Below are 20973 nucleotides of genomic sequence, written 5' to 3' on the forward strand. Positions count from 1 at the left end.
CTGGTTCCTTCCCTCCCCCCGAGGGCACGGCGGAGCGAGGGACCTCGACCCACCGACCGGGACCATAGCGGTAGTGGGCGCCGTAAAGGAATGGTGTGAGACAGGTCGCCCGGCAGGCGGCCACTGTCATATGCCGTGATCCGTACGGCAGTTGGGCAGGGTGGCTCTTACCGGGGAATGACGAAGGTCACGCCGGGCGGGTGTTTGGCGCGGGTGGTGCGTGCGCCAGGTCACGTGGCCCGGGTCACCGACCGAACCCCGCCCATCAGCCGGACGTATTACGCATCCGGTCGCACAACACCCAATATCGGCATCGAACCCGCTCCCGCGACCGTCACCGTCCGCCCCGGCCGCGGGGCGTGGATGATCGCGCCGTCGCCGATGTACATGGCGACATGGCTGGCGTCGTCGAAGTAGATGATGAGGTCGCCGGGGCGCATGTCCTTCTCGGCGACGTGCGGGAGCTGCTTCCACTGCTCCTGCGAGGTGCGCGGGATCGGGTCGCCGGCGCTCGCCCAGGCCTGTGAGGTCAGCCCCGAGCAGTCGTACGTCGACGGGCCCTCGGCGCCCCACTCGTACGCCTTGCCGAGCTGGGCCGTCGCGTAGGCCACCGCCGCCTTGCCCGCCGCGGACGCCTTCCCGCCGGCATCCTTGAGGGCGCCGGAGTCGAGCCACGCGGTCTGCGCCTTCAGCGCGGCCTGCTGCTCCAGCTTGGCCAGCCGCTCCTTCTCCTGCTTCTCCAGCTGGGACTCCAGCTGCTCGGCCGCCGCGATCTGGGTCGTGACCTTCTTCTTGGCGGCGGCCTTGGCCTGGCGGTTCTTCTCCAACTGCTGCCACTGGGCGGAGGCGTCGGCGGTGTACTGCTTCAAGTCCTGCTGGGTGCGGGTCAGTTCGGCGATCAGGCCCTTGGTGGCGCGCTGGCCCTGAAGGACCCGGCCGGTACCGTCCAGGAACGCCTGCGGGTTGTCGCTCAGCAGCAGTTGCGCTTCGTCCGGGATCCCGCCCGTGCGGTACTGGGAGCGGGCCGCGGCACCGGCGCGGTCCTTCAACTCGTCCAGCTTCTCCTGGCCCTTGACGATCTTCTTGGCCAGCTCGACGATCTCCGCGGACTGCTTCTGGGACTTCTCCTCGGCCGCGTTGTAGGCGTCCGTGGCGACGGCGGCGTCGTGGTAGAGCGCGTCGAGCTTCTCGCGTACGGCCTCAAGGTCCTTGTTGGTCACGGGGGTTGGGGACGCGGTCGCCGAAGGCGTCGCTGTCGGCGTCGGAGCCGGGCTCGCGAACGCGATGCCGGGTGCCGCGAGTACGGTGACCGCGCAGACGACCGTGATGGCCGTCGTGATCAGGGCTCGCCTGCCCGTTCCCATATCCGTTCCCCCGCATCCCACATCTGATTGACCGTCAGTAACTTACGGACGCCTGGGGGATCGTGCCATGCCCGCACGCAAAACGACAGAGGCGGAACTTCCCGTACTTCTTCCCTTTCCTTCCAGGTCATGAGTTGTCACGACCTGGCGTGACGATCTCCCCGCCCGTGTGACGAACGGTCGCCGGGGATCGTTCCCCACGCGCCACACCCGCAACCGGATTCACCCGCTCGGCGCCAACGCCCCCCAGGACACGGTCACTTCGCCCTGCCGCCAGCGCACCGGACCGTCCGTGACCGGCCAGTCCGCGGTCAGGTCCCGCACCGCGCGGATCCAGCGCTGGCGGGCGCCGTAGGAGGCGTAGGGCGCGGCGGCGGCCCACGCGCGGTCGAAGTCGCGGAGGAAGGCGTGCACCGGTTCGCCGGGGACGTTGCGGTGGATGAGGGCCTTCGGGAGGCGCTCGGCGAGGTCGGACGGCCGCTCCAGGGAACCGAGCCGCGTCGCGAAGGTGACCGTGCGCGGCCCCTCGGGACCGAGCGCGACCCACACGTGCCGCCGCCCGATCTCGTCGCAGGTCCCCTCGACGAGCAGCCCGCCCCGGGAGCCCCCGGCCGCCGGCGCGAGCCGCCCGCACAGCCGCGCCCAGACCTCGGCGACCCGCGCCTCGTCGTACTGCCGCAGGACGTTCGCCGCGCGGATCAGCGACGGCCGCTGCGGCACGGGGATCTCGAACCCGCCGTGCCGGAAAGCGAGCCCCTCCCGCTCGTACGGTCTCGCCGCCGCGACCCGCGCCGGTTCGATCTCGACACCGACCACGCGCGCGTGCGGCGCGACGGTACGGAGGCGCGCCAGCAGTTCTACGGCGGTCCAGGGCGCGGCGCCGTAGCCGAGGTCCACGGCGACGGGATCGACGGCCCGCCGCAGCTCGGCGCCGTGCGTCGCCGCGATCCAGCGGTCCATACGGCGCAGCCGGTTGGGGTTGGTGGTGCCGCGGGTCACCGTTCCGATCGGGCGGGTGGCTGCGCGGGCTGTCATACCTAGAGGGTAGGCGGCGGCTTCTACGGGGGTGTCGCCACGGGAGCCGGGCCGGGGCGATCAGCGCGAGCCGCGAGCCGTCCTGCGGCGCAGGGCGACGACGATGCCGCCGCCCGCCGCGAGCAGGGCGGCCGCGGTGCCCGCGAGCGCCGTGGTGCCGTCGCTCGCGCCGGTGTCGGCGAGGTGGGTGCCACCGCCCGCGGGCGACGGGGCGCCGCTCGCCGCGGGCACGGGGCTGCTGCTCTCGGCGGAGGACGGGTCGGAGGTAGGGGTCGACGACGTCGACGGCTGGGCGGACACGGACGCCGAGGCCGAGGCCGACGCGGAGGCGGAGGCGCCGCATGTCACGTCCGGGACGACGACCATCGGCGTGATGTCGTCGTCGACCTGGTCGCCCGCCTGGACGTGGACCCGGAAGGTCTCGCCGGCGTACCAGTCCAGGGTCTTGAGGTCGACGCTGACGCCGTCGGCGGTCGGGTGCGCGATGGTCTCGGTGTCGACCCACCGCTCTCCGCCCGGCATGTTCAGCTGGACGTACAGGGTGATCTTGGCCGGGGTGCCGGTCGCGTCCTTGTCGGTGACGCGGATGACGCCGTTGCCCTGGGCGTCGCAGACGGGGGTCGCGGTGAAGTCGCCGATGCTGCACGTACCAGGGGAGAGGGACAGGTTTGTCCTTACGTTGAAGAGCCCGAGGCCGGATACGCCTACAAGACCTGTGGGCCTGCTGCGAGGGTTGTGTCGCCGCAGGTCAAGAGGTGGCTGAGGAGTGGTCGGCCCGCGTGCCGATCGTTCGGACGGCTGCCCGGTTCGCGTGCCGACCACGCAGCCCGCGCTCGAACGGTTGAGCGACCATCGGCAATGGCTCGGTAAAATCCCCATGCGCCGGAATGAGAATCCGGCCTCCCGATGTTGGCGTCCTTGGAGGGAACCCCACACCCTCCCTCAGGCATGCCCGCAGCGAGGAGGAACGCCACGTGAGCCAGTACGGCAGCAGGCTCGGGCGGCGTTCCGCGGCCTCGTCCACCCGGCTGCGGCTGCACCGCAAGCCCCGCCGGGTCGCCATGCTCTCCGTGCACACGTCACCGCTGCACCAGCCCGGCACGGGCGACGCCGGCGGCATGAACGTCTACATCGTGGAGCTCGCGCAGCGCCTCGCCGCGATCAACATCGAGGTCGAGATCTTCACGCGCGCCACCACGGCCGCCCTCCCCCCGACCGTCGAGCTGGCACCCGGCGTCCTCGTCCGGCACGTCGACGCGGGGCCGTACGAAGGTCTCGCCAAGGAGGAACTCCCCGCCCAGCTCTGCGCGTTCACGCACGGAGTGATGCAGGCGTGGGCCGGCCACCGCCCCGGGTACTACGACCTCGTCCACTCGCACTACTGGCTCTCCGGCCACGTCGGCTGGCTCGCCGCCCAGCGCTGGGGCGTCCCCCTCGTGCACGCCATGCACACCATGGCCAAGGTCAAGAACGCCAGCCTGGCCGACGGCGACACCCCCGAGCCCGCCGCCCGCGTCATCGGCGAGACCCAGATCGTCGCCGCAGCCGACCGCCTCATCGCCAACACGGCGGAGGAGGCCGACGAACTCGTACGGCACTACTCGGCCGACCCCGCCAAGGTCGCCGTAGTACACCCCGGCGTGAACCTCGAACGCTTCCGCCCGGCGGACGGCCGCGCCGCCGCCCGCGCCCGCCTCGGCCTCCCGCAGGACGCCCTGATCCCGCTCTTCGCGGGCCGCATCCAGCCCCTGAAGGCGCCGGATGTGCTGTTGCGCGCGGTCGCCGTGCTGCTCGACGAGCGGCCCGAGCTGCGCTCGAACATCGTCGTGCCCGTCGTCGGCGGCCCCAGCGGCAGCGGCCTCGCCAAGCCCGAGGGCCTGCAAAAGCTGGCCGCGCGGCTGGGCATCGCGGACGTCGTACGGTTCCGGCCGCCGGTCGGGCAGGAGCAGCTGGCGGACTGGTTCCGGGCCGCGTCCGTGCTGGTCATGCCGTCGTACAGCGAGTCCTTCGGGCTGGTCGCCATAGAGGCGCAGGCGGCCGGTACGCCGGTGCTCGCGGCCTCGGTCGGCGGCCTCCCGGTCGCCGTGCGCGACGGCGAGACCGGCTTCCTCGTCCAGGGCCACGACCCCGTCGCCTACGCCCACGTCCTGCGCCGGCTCGCCGACGACCCGCACCTCGCGCCCCGCATGGGTGAGGCCGCCGCCCGGCACGCCCAGTCCTTCGGCTGGGACACCGCCGCCGCCGCCACGGCGGACGTCTACACGGCGGCGGCGCAGGCCCACCGCCGTCACGTACGCTCGCACCATGGGTGAGGCGGCAGCGGACCAGGAGCGGGCGGCGCAGGTCATCGAGGGTTTCCTCAAGGGCGCCGAACTCGACTGGGAGAGCCCGGAGTCCGGTACGTTCGTCGTCAAACTCCCCGGCACCCGCAAGCTGTCGACGACCCTCTCCCTCCTTGTCGGCCGCCACTCCCTCTCGCTCAACGCCTTCGTCATCCGCCACCCCGACGAGAACGAGACGGGCGTCCACCGCTGGCTCCTGGAGCGCAACCTCAAGCTGTACGGCGTGAGTTACGCCGTCGATCAGCTCGGCGACGTGTACGTCACCGGCCGGCTGCCGCTGTCCGCCGTCACCGAGGCCGAGATCGACCGCCTCCTCGGCCAGGTCCTGGAGGCCGCCGACGGCAGCTTCAACACCCTCCTGGAACTGGGCTTCGCCTCCGCGATCCGCAAGGAGTACGCGTGGCGGGTGTCGCGCGGGGAGTCGACGCGGAATCTGGACGCGTTCACGAATCTGACCCAGCGCCCGACCAACTGATCTCCTCCCGCCCTCTTTCGTTGCGCCCGGGCGCCGTGGCATGCTCACCGCCAGCACATTTCTGAACGACGTTCACATCCATGAAGAGCCGCGTGGGAGGACGTACGTACATGAGCAATCCCCGTCTCACCAGACGAACCCTGCTCGGAAGCACCCTGGCCTTGGCGGTCCCCCTGCCGAAACAGGGATCGCGAGGTCAAGTCCCTTCCCTCTGGCGGGAGTTCACCCGCACCCCCTACACCCACCCACAGATCCCGTACGTCGCGAAGGCGGGCGCGCAGCGACACCCCCGGCACTCGCGCGTGCTGGACGTCCGCGCGTACGGCGCCGTAGCGGACGCTACGACCGACTCCGCCCCCGCGATCAACCGTGCCATCGCCGCTGCCGGCAGGGCCGGCGGTGGCACGGTCCTCATCCCGCCCGGCACCTTCCGCGTCGACGACGTGATCCGCGTAGGCCACTCGAACGTGGTGGTCAGGGGCGCGGGCAGCAACCGTACGAAGCTCTACGCGACCAAGAACCTCACCGAACTGATCGGCGTCTACGGCTCCCGTTACGGCGGCGACAAGTCGTCCTGGTCCTGGGCGGGCGGCCTCATCTGGCTTGCCCCGACGGCCCGTTGGGACTCACTGGTCGCCGCGATCAGGGCGAAGGCCTGGCCCTTCGAGGGCTGGACCGGCAACAAGCGTGACGAATGGCGGCAGTTGACGACGATCGAGCCCGCGCGACAGGGCGCCTGGACGGTGCGGGTCGCGGACGCCTCGCAACTCAAGCCGGGCAACCTGGTGTTGCTCCGCCTCGCCGACGACACCGGCCACACCCTCCTGGAGCACATGGCGGGCGGCGGCCCCGGCCCCGAGGCGTACTACTGGGACGACAAGACGAAGCTGCTGTCGTACGTCCCCTACGAATGGCCCGTCCGCATCGCGCACGTCCACGGCCGCAAGGTGACCCTCGAACGCCCCCTGCCCCTCGACCTACGCCCCGAGTGGAACCCCCAATTCACCACGCACGTGGAGGAGTTGACGGGCTCGGGAGTGGAAGGCCTGACCCTGGAGGCGGTGGAGACCCCGCAGCAACCGCACCTCCTCGACAAGGGCTACAACGGCGTCGTCCTCCAGTGCGCCTACGACTGCTGGGTGGACGACGTGACGGTCCGTCATGTGGACAACGGCTTCGGCCTGGTGGCGGCCTCGGCGTGCACGCTGCGCGGTACGACGGTGGCGGGCCGGGGCTCTCATCACCCCTACTTCTGCCGCGAGGGTTCGCACGACAACCTCGTCGAGGACTTCACCATCGAGGAGCGCACGGTCCCGGCCCCGGCCAACACCCAGCTCCACGGCATCAACGTCGAGGGTCTGTCGTCGTACAACGTCTGGTCGCGCGGCGACATGCGCATGGGCACCTTCGACAGCCACCGCGGCCTGCCCTTCGCCAACGTCCGTACCGACATCACGGTCAACAACGACGGCCGCCACGGCGGTGACGCGAACGCCGGTCCGCTCTTCGGCGCCCGCTTCACCCACTGGAACATCCGCGTCACGAACGGGCGCGCGGGCCTGATGAAGATCGACCAACTCGCCCCGTACAGCGCCACGGTGGGCCTCAATACGGTCACCGAGTTCGACCAGATCGACGTCCCCGACTTCACCGGCGACCTGCACGCGCGGCTGGAGCTCTACGGCACGACGGGGGTCGTACGGCCGCGGAATCTGTACGAGGCGCAGCGGGAGCTGTGACTCAGGCCCGGCGCAGGACGTCGTAGCCGATGAAGTCGAACATGCGGGTGCCGGTGGGGAGTTGGCGGGGTTCGCCGGTGAAACGGTGGGCGCCGACGGACTGGGGGATCGAGGGGTCCGACACCCACAGGCGCTCGAAACCGCGTTCCTCCAGCCAGGCGCAGACCTGGGGGACGAGGTCGGGGGCGAGGTCGCGGCTGCGGGTCCAGACGAGGGTGCCGCCCGTCCGGCACAGGGCGGTGCAGTGGTCGAGGACGCGTTCGACGTCGGCGTCGGAGATGTTGCCGAGGATGCCGCACGCGAGGACGAGGTCGGCGGGGGCGAGTTCGGCGTACTGGTCCGTCAACGAGGCGTCTCCGGCGACGACTTCGACGTTCGGGAGGCCGGCGGCGCGGGCCGCCTGTCTCGCGACATCCACGTTCCGCTCGTCCAACTCCACGAGCCGGGCGCGGACTTCGGGCCCTCGGGGATGCTCGGCCAGTACGCCGATCAGGTCGCGGCCCTGTCCGGCGCAGAGGCTGATCGCGGTGAGCGGGCCCGGCGGGGCGGTGTCGAGAGCGAGGCGGAGGCGTTCCTGGATGAGGGCCAGGCGGCGGCTGAGGTAGGAGTCGGGGGAGTCGTAGGCGTCGTGCCATTCGTGCCAGTCCATGCGCGGAATCTAGCTACGGCGGCGATCACTGTCGCGTGAATAACGCCCCGGCGTGACCCCCACCAACTTCCGGAAATGGCGCGTGAGATGGGACTGGTCGTAGAACCCGGTCACCGTCGCCACCTCGCCCGGCGGACGGCCGTCGAGGAGGAGCCGGCGGGCGCGGTCGACGCGGCGGGACATCAGGTACTGGTGCGGTGCGATGCCGTACGCCCCGCTGAACGCCCGTACCAGATGGGCGGGATGGGCGTGCACGAGCCGGGCGGCCTCGTCGAGGGTGATGCCTTCGGTGACGTGCTCGTCGAGGAGTTCGCGGAGGTCGCGGGCGAGGACGGGACCGGGGCCGGGTGTCGGGGAGGGGGCGGCGAACGGCCGTAGGCGGGCGTGCAGTTGCTCGGCGATGAGGGTCAGTCGGCTCTCGGCCTCCAGTTCGTCGCCGGGGTGGTCGAGCGCGGTGTGCAACTGGCCCACGCGCAGCCGGAGTTCGGGATCACGGAGGTCCGGCCGGTCGACGGCGGAACCGATCAGGCTGTCCGGGAGATGCGTGCCGTCGAGATAGAGGACGCGCTTGCGGAAGCCGTGCGGGGTGGCGGGGGAGCCGTTGTGCGGGACGTGCGGCGGCAGCAGCGACACGGTGTCGTGCGGGGTGCCGTGCTCGTGCCGGTCGAGGTCGTACCGTACGGCTCCGTCGTCCACGATCAGCAGCGTCCACGCGTCGTGCACGTGCATCGGGTACGCGTACTCGGTGAAGTGCGCGTGGAAGACCTCGACGACACCGGGGATGCGGGGCCGCCACGCGGAGACTTCCTGCTGGGGGCGCTGCGGGGCCATGCAAAGAACGTACAAGACGGAACCGTGGGGCGGTCGGCAGTCTCGACGTATGAGCACTGACACCACTGCCAGCACCGCCATCACCGCCGAACCGGTCCGCTTCGACACCAAGATCGCCGTCCTGCTGCGGGAGGACCTTGAGCCCTGGCAACGGCTGAACGTCACGTCCTTCCTGGTCAGCGGCCTGGGATCGCAGGTCCCCGAGGTGATCGGGGAGCCGTACGAGGACGCCGACGGGGTGCGGTATCTGTCGATGTTCCGACAGCCGGTGATGGTCTTCGAGGCCACGAAGGAGGTCCTGGTGGCGGCGCACGGGCGAGCGCTGTCCCGCGCCCTGCCGAGGGCTGTCTTCACGTCGGACCTCTTCACCACGGGCAACGACCGCGACAACCGAGCGGCGGTACGGGCCGTCGCCACGGCCGAGCTGGATGTGGTGGGGCTGGCGGTGTACGGGCCGCGGAACGGGGTGGACAAGGTGGTGAAGGGGGCGCGGATGCATCCGTGAGGACGCCCCTTTGCGGCGGGCTAGACGGGGAGTGCCCAGCTCGGACCATGTGGTTCGTCGAGCCAGACCCTTTGCGTGTCCGGGGTGATCGTCATTCCGAAGCTGGACACGTGCGGTGAGCCGTGGCTCTGCCAGCGCGTGATCGAGTTCTCGACCGCGGTCCACAGGTCGAGCGGTCCGCGTCGGACGACAGTCCAGCCTTCGCCGTTGTCCGCCGTGCGGGTCCGGGCCTGGGAGCCGGCGGCCACGTCGAGCAGGATCTGCTCGGCTTCCGTGCCGAGCCGTTCCGCCGAGGGCGCGGCGAGCTGTGCGACGAACCGGCCGCTCCAGTCGTCGAGCAGGGCGGGGTCGATCACGCTCGGGCGTTCGTCCCCGGGGAGCAGTTCGAAGGGTCCGTGCGGTGGCCGGTCGTGGGTACGGGCGATCATGAACGAGGTGTATCCGGGCAGGAACCGGCCTTCCGCGACGCCGTCGCCCTCGACCGTGAGACGAACGAGGCCGTGTCCGGATCCCCATCCGGCGAGGGTGACGAGGAGGTTTCCTCCGGCCTTGATCTGCTGGAGCAGGCCGTAGGGGATGTACCGCATCGAGCAGAACGCGATCACGATGTCGTACGGGGCCCGGTCGCGGTGGCCGCGCAGGCCGTCGGCCGTGATGAGCGTCGAGGTGTAGCCGGCCTCGGTGAGAGCTTTGCGCGCGCGTTCTGCCGCAGCGGGGTCGGTCTCGATCGAGGTCACGTTCTCCTGGCCGGCCACCTCGCAGGCGTAGGCGGTCGACAGGCCCGTTCCGGTGCCGATGATCAGCACGCGTTTCCCTCGGGCGACGCCCGCCTGCTCGATCATCCCGAGGATGACGCTGGGCAGGGTCGAGGACGAGGTCGGGCTCCCTCCGGTGACGGGACCTGCGGCCTCCTCGGCGAGTACGCCGTCGAGCTGTGTCACCCATGTCCGGTCCTGATAGGTGAGGCGCAGCCACGCGTCGGCGGGGGGTGTCGTCGCGGCGGGTGGGGGTCCAGACCGTGACCCCCGGAGGGCTGCTCGGCCGGTAGATCGCGGGGCCGAGGAAAACCTCGCGGGGGACCGTCTCGGCCGCGCGCCGCACCTCGGGGTCGCGCAACTCGTCGTCGGCGACCAGCTGTTCGACGAGTCGGTGGCGCACGCCGCACGCCTGTGTGGTGAGCGAGGTGATCACGCACTCGTATCTGCACGCGCGTACGGCTCGGCTGTATGTCGATGTCTCGGTGCGTCCGGGGCATGTCTGCGTCGCGGTCCGGGACGACGAGTGGAACGAAGGCTCTGCCTCGACGTCGCGTGGGGTTCGGCTCGATGAGGGGCGGGGGCGGGGCTTCCTGCTCCTGGCCCGGCTCTCTGCCGGGTGGGGAGTGGTGACATGGCCGGCCGCGGGGGAGGGGTGCGTGCACAAACGCGTATGGTTCACCCTCGCCGAGACGGCCTCGGCTGCGTGAACGCTCGGTGGATCGCGCTGCGCCGACGCCGACAGGCCGTACCCCACCTCGCAAAGTGTGTCACTTCTCCGGAAAGTGACACACTTTCCCCCACCACCCCCCACCCCTCAGGCCGCGCTGACCTCGGGCTCGACCGCAGCCGGTGTCTCGGTGGTCGCCGGTCCGCTCGCCGGAAGCCCCCGCATCAGCGCCCCGTACCCCACCGCCGCCCCCGTCCCCACGACCGCGCACATCCCCCACAGCCACTCCGCCCCGAACCGGTCGATGACGAAACCGGACATGAGCGGGGCGACGAGCGCGGCGACCGCCCAGGACAGGGTGTACATGCCCTGGTAGCGGCCGCGGCCCTGGAGCGGGGAGAGGCGGACGACCAGGCCCGTCTGGGTGGGGGCGTTGATCATCTCGCCGAGGGTCCACACGCACACCGTGAGGGCGAAGACGCCGACCGAGCCGGCGAACGCGGTGAGCCCGAAGCCGTAGCCCGCGAGGATCGACGAGACGACCAACAGGCGCTTGGCGTCGCGGTGTTCGATGAGTCGGGTGACCGGGATCTGGAGGGCGACGATGAGGAAGCCGTTGACGGCGATCGCGGTGCCGTAGTCGGCGGGCGTGAAGCCGGCCTCGCCCATCGCGACCGGCAGCCCGACCGAGCCCTGCTGGAAGACGACGGCGACGAGGAAGGAGAGTCCTACGACGCTCATGAACCGCCGGTCGCGCAGTACGGTCCCGAGCCCGACCGCGTCGGCCGCCCCCTTGCTGTCGTCCGCCGCGACGGTCGGCCGGGACTCGGGCAGCCGTAGGAACACGACGACCGCGCAGACCGCCGTCATCCCGGCCTCCAGCAGGAACCCGGCGCGGTAGCTGACCTCGGCGATGAACCCGGCGGCCATGGACGAGATCGCGAAGCCGAGGTTGATGGCCCAGTAGTTGAGCGAGAACGCGCGGACCCGGTCCTCGGGGCGCACGATGTCGGCCATCATCGCCTGCACCGCCGGGCGGGACGCGTTGCTCGCCGCCCCGACCAGGCACGCCACGGCGGCGATGGCGACGGGGTCGTGCATGAAGCCGAGCAGGGCCACGGACGCGGCGGTCGCCGACTGCGCGATGAGGAGGGTGGGGCGGCGCCCGAGCCGGTCGGTCATGACACCCGAGCCGATGGAGGAGGCGACCCCGCCGAGGCCGTAGAGGGAGGCGACGAGACCGGCGTAGGTGGCGGAGTAGCCGCGGTCGAGGGTCAGGTACAGGGCCATGAAGGTCGAGACGAACGCCCCGAGCCGGTTCACGAGCGTGCTGGTCCACAGCCACCAGAACTCGCGGGGCAGACCGGAGACGGTCTCCCTGGCGGCACGTCTCAGGGCGTCGAGTGACATGGATCGTTCCCCCACGGTCGGACAGATGGCCTGGCCTGTTGGCTTGGCATGTAAGCGGCTACGGCCGCGAGCACAACTTACGAACGGGACGGCCCAGGGGACCACTCGATTAACAGAAGCCGTCAACTGTGGGGCCGGGGGACAGGCGCCAGGCGGGTGCCCGAATGCGTGGATTACGCTCTGAGGCATGGCCGACGCACCGTACAAGCTGATCCTCCTCCGCCACGGCGAGAGCGAGTGGAACGCGAAGAACCTGTTCACCGGCTGGGTGGACGTCAACCTGAACGAGAAGGGCGAGAAGGAGGCAGTCCGCGGTGGCGAGCTCCTGAAGGACGCCGATCTCCTCCCCGACGTGGTCCACACGTCCCTCCAGAAGCGCGCGATCCGCACGGCACAGCTGTCGCTGGAGTCCGCGGACCGCCACTGGATCCCCGTCCACCGCAGCTGGCGCCTGAACGAGCGCCACTACGGCGCCCTCCAGGGCAAGGACAAGGCCCAGACCCTCGCGGAGTTCGGCGAGGAGCAGTTCATGCTGTGGCGCCGTTCCTACGACACCCCGCCCCCGCCCCTTGAGGACGGCACGGAGTTCTCCCAGTCGGACGACCCGCGCTACGCGACGATCCCGCCGGAGCTGCGCCCCCGCACGGAGTGCCTGAAGGACGTCGTCGTCCGCATGCTCCCGTACTGGTACGACGGCATCGTCCCCGACCTCCTCGCGGGCCGCACGGTCCTGGTCGCCGCCCACGGCAACTCCCTCCGCGCCCTGGTCAAGCACCTCGACGGCATCTCCGACGCCGACATCGCGGGCCTGAACATCCCGACGGGCATCCCCCTGGCCTACGAACTGGACGCGTCCTTCAAGCCGGTCAAGCCGGGCGGGACGTATCTCGACCCTGACGCGGCCGCGGCCGCGATCGAGGCGGTCAAGAACCAGGGCAAGAAGAAGTAGGAATGGTGATCATGCCCCTGAGCTGCGCATACGGTGCGGATCGGGGGCGTTTTCACGATCCGGGTCCGCCGTGGGCCCTCTGGATCCCGGATTGTGCGAGGCGGCGGATCCCACTTCGCATGCGTTCGGATCTCTGAGTCTCGGCGCGGGGACCGACCGCCGGCTCCGCGTCCCGCCCCAGCTCCCCGCGGAACTTCGCCCGGAGCCGGTCGTGGAACTCCTTGACCGGCCGACGGTCACGCCACCGGCGGAAGGAAGGAGGCATACACCCGACCCCACGGCGGGAAGTCCCCGGGAATCGCCCCCACTTGATGCCGTTGTCCACGAGGCAGCGGATCGCGTCCGGCATTGCGCGGTGGCAGTACGCCTCCGGTTGTCCGCCCCGGCCACGCGGCCAGGCCGGCACCGGCAGCAGCGGCCGAACCGCTTCTCACTCCGCGTCCGTCATGTCCGACGGATACCGCCGAACACGCCACAGGTGATCGGCCGCATTCCCGAAGCGGTGAGCGTCACAACTGCACGACGGAGCAACCGAGTTGAACTCCGACAACAGCCGCTCAGGGCATGCGGAGCGATCTCTGCCTGAATTGAATTCCCTCTGATGGAATGTCAAAAAATCAGGCGCCTCAAGTTCGTCTCAAAACTGTTGATCGATTGTCTATGGGTGCGCTACGTTCCTGGTCGACCAAGATCACCATGCACAATGCCTGACCAGGGGGATTCATGTTCCGGGCGTCAATAGCCGCGCTTGCGGCAATCGCATCAGCAAGTCTGGTTACCGCGCCGGCCGCCCAAGCGGCTGACGCGGTAACCGCCCGCCCGCAGGCCTGCCCCGAAGTAGGCGAGGTCTCCACCAGCTTCGGAGCCAAGAAGGGCTACTTCATCGGCGCGCCAGTCCCTGTCTTCCGCTCCGGCCCGTACGGCCCCAAGGGCGGCACGATGAGCGTCGCATTCCAAGCGGGTGCCACCGTCGGCGCGTCCGTGACCGGTACGGCGAAAAGCGAGATCAACGGGCTGATCGCCAAAGCCGAGGCAAGTCTGTCCGTCACGCTCCACGGCTCTATCACGGCTTCGACGACCTTGACCGGAACCTTCTCGGTCAGCCCACACAAGATCGGGAACGCCAAGCCGGGATCGGACGGATACAAAATACCCTGGAAGAAGACTGAGATCGTCGCCCCTTGCAATGTCAAAACCATTGGCTCGGGTACCCTGACCGCGCCTTCCTACTCCATCCGTATCAAGTACTGGGAGACCAGTTCATGAAGCGTGCGCCTGCCGCTTGGGCGGCTCTGGCTGCCGGTGTGGCATTGGCGGGATGCGGCGGTCACCCGGCAGATCGAGCTACCGCCGGCGCTCACCCTTCCGCGACGGCCAGCCCAGCCCATACGGCATCGGCTCTGCACGTGACCGCCTCTGGTACAGGGCTGCGCCTTGTCGCCGGGGCGCCCGTCCACTTCGGTGCCGACAGCACACCGGGGGTGGCCGGGGAACTCATTTTGACCTGCCGGGGTAAGGGGCTGGTGCATGTCCAGCCCACCGGGGGAAAGGCCACAGACGTACAGTGCGGCGGCACTTCCGAGTTGCAGACCGATTCCGGCGGCACCATGTTCACTGCTTCCACTACGAGCAAGTCAGCAATGACGCTCGACTGGACTCTGAAGAAGATGGCGCGGTAACCGCACGACGGAGCAGCCGAGTTGAGCTCCATCGGCGCGAGCGCGCACAACCGCGGCAACAGGGTCTCCTGGATCTCGGTCGGCTTCGCGATCCCGAGCTACCAAGAGGCCCTGGCTTCAGTCCGCGACCAGCTGCGTCAGCGTCGCCCAGTAGCCTGCGACGATCAGCCCTGGCGCGTCTGGAGGCTTCGTGGAAGCTGTCGCTCTCGTAAGTCCAGGCCGGTTGTGGTCGGCGCGGGAGGTCTTGGCGCGCCCGAGTCCTGTCCCAGCGGTGGCAGGGGTCTACGGATGGCACTTCGAACAGTCGCCTCACCCGGACCTGCACGCCGGGCGCCTGCTCTACGTCGGCATAGCCCCGCGGTACATGGCGAACCGGACCAGCACTCAGAACCTGCGCAAGCGGGTGCGCTATCACTACCGAGGCAACGCGGCCGGCTCAACCCTGCGGCTCACCCTCGGAAGCCTGCTGGGACTTGAGCTGCGCCGCGTGGGCAGCGGCAAGCGGATGACCTTCGGCAAGGCAGGCGAAGCCACCCTGAGCCAGTGGATGGCGGACAACGCGCGGGTGTGCTGGATCGAGCAGAGCGAACCATGGGACCTGGAGTCACAGTTCATCTCCCGACTCGACCTCCCGCTGAACCTCGACCAGAACCGCCACAACGCCTTCCACAGCCGGCTGAAGGGGCTGCGGGCCCAAGCACGCCGGCGAGCCCGCGAGTTGCCCATCAGTTCGTAGGCCGACGGACGGGCGGGCATTCTCACGGCCCGGCTCGTCTCGGTCCCCTCCGCGGCCCGCGCGGGGAAGTTGGCCGGTGACCGGCGTCCGGTGATTCCGACAACCCCCGGAGAAGTCGAGGTTAAGTGATGGGGTGGGTCGGCGATCATGCACAACCTCCCACCCGCCCCCTCTGTCTGTTGCGGGTGAAGTCACCACTCGACGCATCACACGTGGGGGGAAACCACACCATGCGCAGACGCACCACCACCGTCGCCGCCGCGACCGCCGCCGCCGCTCTCAGCGCCGCCCTGGCCGTCACCGTTCTCGCACTTCCGGCCGCCGGGGCCGCCCAGGGCGACTCGGCCACGACGTTCGTGAACATCGGCGTCAACCACGACCTCGACTACACCGTCGGCGTCGAGGCCACCAAGAAGAGGGTGTTCTCGGTCTCCGCGACGGTCAGCGACCCGTCCGGCGTCAAGAGCGTGTCGTACGAACTGTGGCACGGAGAGGACCGGGCGACGGCCGACGGGGTCATGGCCGGGGCTGCCCAGTGCCACAAGATCAACGAGTTCACCTCCTACTGCGAGGCCCTCGTGACCGCCGACCCGAACGTCAACCTCCGCAGCAACGCCCTCGCCGGTCTCTGGTACATGACCCCCGTGGCCGTCGACGGCGCCGGCAACGTCACCCGCGGGGAGGGCGTCTACTTCGCACGCATCAGGCGCCAGACCTCCATGTCCCAGACCGTCGTCACCCCGGACCCGGTGAAGAAGGGCGCGAACATCACGGTCAAGGCCCGTATGACGGTGGCGAGTTGGGAGCAGAAGAAGAACGTGCCCCTCATCGGGCACCAGGTGCTGCTCCAGTACCGCAAGGGCACGAGCGGCCCCTTCGTCACCCTGAAGAAGCTCAAGACCGACCGCGACGGCTGGGCCACGTCCACCGTGAAGGCGACGGCGGACGGCGCGTACCGCTACGACTTCGCGGGCACGAGCCTCACCCAGCCGACGCCCGGCTCGGCCGACTACGTCGACGTGAAGTGACCCCGGCCCGCTGCCTCCTGACCCCTGACGGTTGAAGTGCCCGTCCCCTGCCCGCGCCATCGGTGGGCAGGTGGCGGTCAGGGGCAAGGAGCCGGGAGGCCCGGCGGCTGCCACTGCCTCGTCTCCGCCCGCGCTCCCGCCTCGCGGAGCGCCGCGACCGCCGTCTCGGCGTCCGCCCGCGGTACGCCGTCGAGTACTACGGCCGGAACTTCCGTCACCAGCACTTTGCCGCGCCAGAGGCCGAGCCCCGTCAACCGGCTTACGACCTGGGCGACATCGAGCACCCGGGCGCCGGGATCGGTGATCACCACGTCGTAGTCCACGTGGTCGCAGACCAACTCGAAGTACTCGGTGTGCTCGGTGTGCTCGGTCACCGTCGCTCGCCCCGGAGGTCCACAGCTTCAGCTTCCCAACTCCCCCGCCCGCGCGCCACCATGGCGTCGCAGGCACTCAGAGGCAGGGGGTGCCATGGGGGACAAAGAGACGGAACGGGCCGCGATCACACACGTGTTGGCCTTGGAACGGGCCGCCGGGCGCCGCTTTCGCTGGAACACCGGCCAGGTCATGGCCGCCCGGGCGAATCCCGAGCGACTCCGCCGAGCAACCGCTGCGGCAGGGCGACAAAAAGATCCTTGGCAACGAACCGTCCCCCTGTCACGATCAAGCCGTGGACGACTTCTCGAAAGTCATGTGGTGGATGGACGTCTTCTCCGACCTGGTGGGTCCGCCGGTCAGCGTTCTGCTGCTGGTGGAGGGGATCCAGATGTACCGCGACGGCGGCTCCATCGGCTGGGCCGTCGGGGCATCGGTGGTACTCCTGGGCACCCTCTACACGCTCGGGCGCCGACTCGCCCGGTACCGGAAACGGACGGCCACGTCGTCGACTTCGGCACCGTCCTCGTCGTGACTGCGCCCGTGCCTGGATATTTCTCGTCATTACGTAGATACGGGATGTGACCGAGCGGGAGGATGGACGCGTTCACACGCACTCTCGGGGGGAAGAGCACCCATGGCGAACCAGTACCCCGGACCACCTCCGGAACAGCCGCCCGGACAACCCGGTCAGAATCCCTATGCCACCCCGCCGGGTGGTCCGTACGCCGAGGGCGCCTACGGCTACCCCGCGAGCCCAGCTCCCCTCTACGGCTACCCGCAAGCCGTACCGCCGGAGCCGCAACCCCAGCCGTACGCGCAGCAGCAACCCCAGCCGTACGCGCAGCAGCAACCCCAGCCCCAACCCGCCTTCGCCGCCCCGCTGTTGACCCTCGGAGACATCGCGGTCAACGGTGACACCATCGTGAGCCCCGCCGGGTCGATGCCGCTCAGGGGCGCGGTGTGGACGGCCACGGACATGTCGCGTACCGAGGAGCGGATTCCGCCGCATGCGATCGTGCTGGCGATCCTGTTCTTCCTGCTGTGCTTCGTCGGGCTGTTGTTCCTGCTGATGAAGGAACGCGTCACCACCGGGTTCGTGCAGGTCGGCGTGAACAGCGGTGGTCGGCACCACTCGACGATGATCCCGGTGCAGTCGCGCGACCAGGTCGTGTACGTCCTCAACCAGGTCACTTACGCCCAGTCCATCAGCGTGTGAACCGTGTGAACCGCGTCAACAGCAGGACGGCCCAGGCGAGTTGCGCCTGGGCCGTCTCACGATGGGATGGGATGGGTCAGCGCCGGCTGGCCCGCGCCAGCGCCGGTACGAACCGCAGCGCGTCCACCGTGCCCACGCCCGTCGCCATGTCGTAGCCATTGACCGCGGTGTAACCGGTCACGCCCGCGTACGAGTTGTTCGTGCCGTCGTTCACGTCGACGATGCCGTTGCCCTTGGCGCCGTGCTTCGCGAGCGCGTACAGCGCCGAGTTGATGTTGCCGACCCGGTGCCCCGCCGCCTGGTCCGCCAGCGCGATGATGCCCGAGAAGAGCGGGCCGGCCTCGCTCGTGCCGCCGTAGACGTCCCAGCCGACTGCCGTCGGGTCGAAGCTGGAGTACGTCCACGCGCCGCCGTTGACCGCGGCGGCCATCGAGACGTCGGGGGTGGCGCGTTGGGTGCCGACGACGCTCTTCACGCCGTTCTGGAAGGACGGGCGGGCGAACACGTGGGACTGGCCGCCGCCGCCCGCGCCGTAGTCGTTGTAGACGCTGTCCGGGGTGACGCGGTCGCCCTTGTCGTTCAGGTGCAGCTGTGTGCCGCCGATCGACGTGACCAGCGGGTCGGAAGAGGGCCAGGAGTTGACGGGCTTGTCGTAGAAGGCCGAGCCGTCCGCGTTGTAGTCGGTGGCGCCGCCGTCGCCGGAGGAGGCGAGGACGGTCACGTGCTTGCGGTTGGCGGCCTCGAAGGCGTAGCGCAGCTTCTTGATGCTGGAGAAGTCGCCCTGGTCGAAGCCGGGGAAGGTGTTCTCCGTCGCGCCGAAGCTCTGCGTGATGACGTCGCCGACGCCGTGGTCGATCAGGTACTTCTCGGCGTCCATCATCTCCGGCAGCCCGGTCACGCCCTCGGTCTCGGCGACCGCCGTCTCCACCAGCACGATCTTCGCGTCGGGTGCGACCGCGTGCGCCATCTCGACGTCCAGGGTCGTCTCGCCGGCCCAGCCGGTCATGTCCGCGTTCGTCGGGTCGAAGACCGGGACCTTGCCCCACTTGACGACGTTCACCTTGGCGCTGTGCATGCCGAACTGCTTGCTGTACGTGTCGAGATCGTGCTGGATCGTCGGCGAACCGAACGAGTCCACGATGACGATCGTCCGCCCCTTGCCCGTAATGCCCTTCCGGTACAGGGAGTTGAGGTTGTACGCGGTGCGGTACTGGAGCGGGTTGTAGCAGGCGATCTGCCACTTGGCCTCACACTCCGCGCTGGAGAGCGGGGTCGGCACGTCGCGCGCGAGGGTGTGCCCCGTGATCGCCGGGATCGCCTTCGTCTGCGGTACGGCGGCGGCGGGTGCGGCGCCGGCGACACCGCCCAGCGGCGCGGTCGCCAGCGCGGCGACGGCGAGGCCGGCGGTGGCGGCCGTGGCAGCGGCCATGTTCAGTCTCGTGCGGGCTATGCGCATGAATCCCCCCTGAGTGCTGCGGAGTTCGCCCGGCCGTCAGCCGGACGAAGAGGTCTCCGCGCATCTCATCGAGTGAGACATGCACAGGACAAGACTGTTGAACTGTCGATGTCGAACCCTTTGCCCAAACAGCACCAAAGACTCGAACACCCCTGCCGATCCGACCTGTTGACGTCCAACAGGCAGTCGTCAGATCGAGTACGGCACCGCGTGCACCTCGTCCGCCCGGTGACCCGCGCGTTCATGGACGCGCTGGACCGCTTCCGGCGACGGCGCCTCCGAGAGGCAGTAGACGGTCCCGGTCTCCGGATCCGCCCAGGCCCGCTCGAAGTGGACACCCTCGTCCTTCTCCACGGCGAGATCCGCCTTGTGGGCCTCCATCAACTGGTCGGCCGTGATGCCCTTCATCCCGTGATGTACATCCATGTACTGAGCCATGGCCTCACACCTCCTCGTGCTTTCCCCCCTCAATGCTGCGCTTCCACGGCGTCCGGGGCCACCGGCGGCCGAACACGCCTGAGGGGCCCCGGCGCCGTAGCACCGAGGCCCCTCAGGGAGTGGGCGGCGGTCAGCCGCACTGGCAGGGATTGCCGGACTGGCACCCGCACCCGCAGCCCGAACCGCAGCCGCAGGCGCCGAAGAGCGGGAGGCTCTTGATCTCGGCGGGCTGCTGCGTCTCGCGCTCCTGCGTCGGGTCCGGCGTCGTGGCGGGGGATTCGGCCATGGGTCCTCCTAGAGGCTGGTGCCTGTGCCCATTGGATGCCCGCTTCGCCGGGCGCATCAACGGCGCATTGAGGCTTCCCCGCAAGCCGGGGTCATTTCTAACCAGTCTCAGACCAGGACAGTGGTTAGAAATGACCCCGGCTTCCAGAGACCCCCCGGCCGAGCGACCGAGCGGAGAGCTACGCGCCCTCCGCCCCCGTCACCGGCTGGATGTCCGGCTGCAACTCGTCCGCGTGCTCGCCCGTCACCAGGAACACCACGCGCTTGGCGACCGAGACCGCGTGGTCGGCGAAGCGCTCGTAGTAGCGGCCGAGGAGGGTCACGTCGACCGCGGTCTCGATGCCGTGCTTCCACTTGTCGTCCAGCAGGTGCTGGAAGAGCGTGCGGTGGAGGAGGTCCATCGCGTCGTCGTCCTGCTCCAACTGGAGCGCGAGGTCGACGTCCTTCGTGATGATGACCTCGGCCGCCTTGGCCATCAGGCGCTGGGCGAGCTGGCCCATCTCCAGGATGGTCGCGTGCAGGTCGTGCGGCACGGCCCGCTCGGGGAAGCGCAGCCGGGCCAGCTTCGCCACGTGCTGGGCGAGGTCGCCGGAGCGCTCCAGGTCGGCCGACATGCGCAGCGACGTGACGACGATCCGCAGATCCGTCGCCACCGGCTGCTGCCGCGCCAGCAGTGCTATGGCCCGGGCTTCGAGGTCGTGCTGGAGATCGTCGACCTTCTTGTCGGCCTCGATGACGCTCTCGGCCAGCTTCAGGTCGGAGTCCAGGATGGCCGTCGTGGCGCGTCCGATCGCCGACCCGGCCAGCCGGGCCATCTCCACCAGACCGTCGCCGATCGAGTCAAGTTCCTCGTGGTACGCGTCCCGCATCAGGGTTCCCTCTCCTACGTTGCTTCGGGGGCTCCGGGGCCCTGGGCCTGTCGATGTGACCAAAAACCGGCCCTTCCACCCCACGCTCCCACGTTCCCGCTCCTACGCGACGGTTTCCGCCACCCCGAATGAACCAATACTGGCTCCAAGGTGAACTCTGGGCGACG

Annotated in this window: 23 protein-coding genes; 11 read left to right on the forward strand and 12 right to left on the reverse strand. The window is 69.6% G+C overall.

What is annotated here, in order from left to right; all coding sequences use genetic code 11:
- Positions 1-278: 278 nt before the first annotated feature.
- From OG194_RS25335 to OG194_RS25345, 3 genes are all read right to left on the reverse strand, one after another.
- Complete coding sequence (locus OG194_RS25335) at positions 279-1364, reverse strand: C40 family peptidase (protein WP_327403089.1); 1086 nt, start codon at positions 1362-1364, stop codon at positions 279-281.
- A gap of 222 nt (positions 1365-1586) precedes the next feature.
- Positions 1587-2399: a class I SAM-dependent methyltransferase gene (locus tag OG194_RS25340; RefSeq protein ID WP_327403090.1), complete on the reverse strand. Its 813-nt coding sequence runs from the start codon at positions 2397-2399 to the stop codon at positions 1587-1589.
- A gap of 60 nt (positions 2400-2459) precedes the next feature.
- On the reverse strand, positions 2460-3221 hold the full coding sequence (locus tag OG194_RS25345) for an LAETG motif-containing sortase-dependent surface protein (protein WP_327403091.1): 762 nt from the start codon (positions 3219-3221) through the stop codon (positions 2460-2462).
- A gap of 152 nt (positions 3222-3373) precedes the next feature.
- Between OG194_RS25345 and mshA the strand changes: the two genes are divergently transcribed.
- The 3 genes from mshA (at position 3374) to OG194_RS25360 (ending at position 6955) form a co-directional block, all read left to right on the forward strand.
- Positions 3374-4711 (forward strand): D-inositol-3-phosphate glycosyltransferase, encoded by a 1338-nt coding sequence (gene mshA / locus OG194_RS25350; protein ID WP_327403092.1) that lies wholly within the window; start codon positions 3374-3376, stop codon positions 4709-4711.
- Positions 4704-5216, forward strand: coding sequence for a YbjN domain-containing protein (locus OG194_RS25355; protein WP_327403093.1), 513 nt, complete (start codon positions 4704-4706; stop codon positions 5214-5216). Before mshA ends, OG194_RS25355 begins: the two co-directional genes overlap by 8 nt.
- Before the next feature lie 110 nt (positions 5217-5326).
- Positions 5327-6955: a glycosyl hydrolase family 28-related protein gene (locus OG194_RS25360; RefSeq protein WP_327403094.1), complete on the forward strand. Its 1629-nt coding sequence runs from the start codon at positions 5327-5329 to the stop codon at positions 6953-6955.
- A gap of 1 nt (position 6956) precedes the next feature.
- On the opposite strand, the gene OG194_RS25365 is transcribed toward OG194_RS25360, so the two are convergent.
- Positions 6957-7604, reverse strand: coding sequence for a class I SAM-dependent methyltransferase (locus OG194_RS25365; protein ID WP_327403095.1), 648 nt, complete (start codon positions 7602-7604; stop codon positions 6957-6959).
- Between the two features lie 9 nt (positions 7605-7613).
- Positions 7614-8435, reverse strand: coding sequence for a helix-turn-helix transcriptional regulator (locus tag OG194_RS25370; RefSeq protein WP_327403096.1), 822 nt, complete (start codon positions 8433-8435; stop codon positions 7614-7616).
- Positions 8436-8484: 49 nt separating this feature from the next.
- Here OG194_RS25370 and OG194_RS25375 point away from each other — a divergent pair, with 49 nt between their 5' ends.
- A complete protein-coding gene (locus OG194_RS25375) occupies positions 8485-8940 on the forward strand; it encodes a DUF2000 domain-containing protein (protein WP_327403097.1) in 456 nt (151 codons plus the stop codon).
- A 20-nt stretch (positions 8941-8960) separates the two neighbouring features.
- On the opposite strand, the gene OG194_RS25380 is transcribed toward OG194_RS25375, so the two are convergent.
- Positions 8961-9881: a methyltransferase domain-containing protein gene (locus OG194_RS25380; RefSeq protein WP_327403098.1), complete on the reverse strand. Its 921-nt coding sequence runs from the start codon at positions 9879-9881 to the stop codon at positions 8961-8963.
- A 233-nt stretch (positions 9882-10114) separates the two neighbouring features.
- On the opposite strand from OG194_RS25380, the gene OG194_RS25385 reads away from it, so the two are divergent.
- Positions 10115-10405, forward strand: a complete 291-nt coding sequence (locus tag OG194_RS25385) for a hypothetical protein (RefSeq protein WP_327403099.1) — start codon at positions 10115-10117, stop codon at positions 10403-10405.
- A 107-nt stretch (positions 10406-10512) separates the two neighbouring features.
- On the opposite strand, the gene OG194_RS25390 is transcribed toward OG194_RS25385, so the two are convergent.
- The gene (locus OG194_RS25390) at positions 10513-11775 is read right to left on the reverse strand and encodes an MDR family MFS transporter (protein WP_327403100.1); all 1263 of its coding nucleotides are present in this window, start codon (positions 11773-11775) and stop codon (positions 10513-10515) included.
- A 187-nt stretch (positions 11776-11962) separates the two neighbouring features.
- On the opposite strand from OG194_RS25390, the gene OG194_RS25395 reads away from it, so the two are divergent.
- The 4 genes from OG194_RS25395 (at position 11963) to OG194_RS25410 (ending at position 16167) form a co-directional block, all read left to right on the forward strand.
- Positions 11963-12724: a phosphoglyceromutase gene (locus tag OG194_RS25395; RefSeq protein WP_327403101.1), complete on the forward strand. Its 762-nt coding sequence runs from the start codon at positions 11963-11965 to the stop codon at positions 12722-12724.
- 723 nt (positions 12725-13447) lie between these two features.
- On the forward strand, positions 13448-13990 hold the full coding sequence (locus OG194_RS25400; RefSeq protein ID WP_327403102.1) for a hypothetical protein: 543 nt from the start codon (positions 13448-13450) through the stop codon (positions 13988-13990).
- 684 nt (positions 13991-14674) lie between these two features.
- Complete coding sequence (locus OG194_RS25405; RefSeq protein ID WP_327403103.1) at positions 14675-15139, forward strand: GIY-YIG nuclease family protein; 465 nt, start codon at positions 14675-14677, stop codon at positions 15137-15139.
- 230 nt (positions 15140-15369) lie between these two features.
- Positions 15370-16167, forward strand: a complete 798-nt coding sequence (locus OG194_RS25410; protein ID WP_327403104.1) for a hypothetical protein — start codon at positions 15370-15372, stop codon at positions 16165-16167.
- A 77-nt stretch (positions 16168-16244) separates the two neighbouring features.
- Here the strand turns inward: OG194_RS25410 and OG194_RS25415 are convergent, their stop codons facing one another.
- Positions 16245-16541 (reverse strand): ribosomal protein L7/L12, encoded by a 297-nt coding sequence (locus OG194_RS25415; RefSeq protein ID WP_327403105.1) that lies wholly within the window; start codon positions 16539-16541, stop codon positions 16245-16247.
- Between the two features lie 293 nt (positions 16542-16834).
- On the opposite strand from OG194_RS25415, the gene OG194_RS25420 reads away from it, so the two are divergent.
- A complete protein-coding gene (locus OG194_RS25420; RefSeq protein WP_327403106.1) occupies positions 16835-17074 on the forward strand; it encodes a hypothetical protein in 240 nt (79 codons plus the stop codon).
- Between the two features lie 102 nt (positions 17075-17176).
- On the forward strand, positions 17177-17758 hold the full coding sequence (locus OG194_RS25425; protein ID WP_327403107.1) for a hypothetical protein: 582 nt from the start codon (positions 17177-17179) through the stop codon (positions 17756-17758).
- Positions 17759-17834: 76 nt separating this feature from the next.
- Here OG194_RS25425 and OG194_RS25430 read toward each other — a convergent pair whose 3' ends face one another.
- The 4 genes from OG194_RS25430 to phoU all read right to left on the reverse strand — a co-directional run bounded on the left by OG194_RS25430 (position 17835) and on the right by phoU (position 20806).
- Positions 17835-19214, reverse strand: coding sequence for a S53 family peptidase (locus OG194_RS25430; protein WP_327403108.1), 1380 nt, complete (start codon positions 19212-19214; stop codon positions 17835-17837).
- A gap of 189 nt (positions 19215-19403) precedes the next feature.
- Positions 19404-19652, reverse strand: a complete 249-nt coding sequence (locus OG194_RS25435; protein WP_327403109.1) for an SCO4226 family nickel-binding protein — start codon at positions 19650-19652, stop codon at positions 19404-19406.
- Between the two features lie 130 nt (positions 19653-19782).
- Positions 19783-19938, reverse strand: a complete 156-nt coding sequence (locus OG194_RS25440) for a hypothetical protein (RefSeq protein ID WP_019062518.1) — start codon at positions 19936-19938, stop codon at positions 19783-19785.
- A 178-nt stretch (positions 19939-20116) separates the two neighbouring features.
- Positions 20117-20806, reverse strand: coding sequence for a phosphate signaling complex protein PhoU (gene phoU / locus OG194_RS25445; RefSeq protein WP_327403110.1), 690 nt, complete (start codon positions 20804-20806; stop codon positions 20117-20119).
- Between the last annotated feature and the right edge of the window lie 167 nt (positions 20807-20973).

The sequence above is a fragment of the Streptomyces sp. NBC_01288 genome (genome assembly GCF_035982055.1).
Classification (GTDB): domain Bacteria; phylum Actinomycetota; class Actinomycetes; order Streptomycetales; family Streptomycetaceae; genus Streptomyces.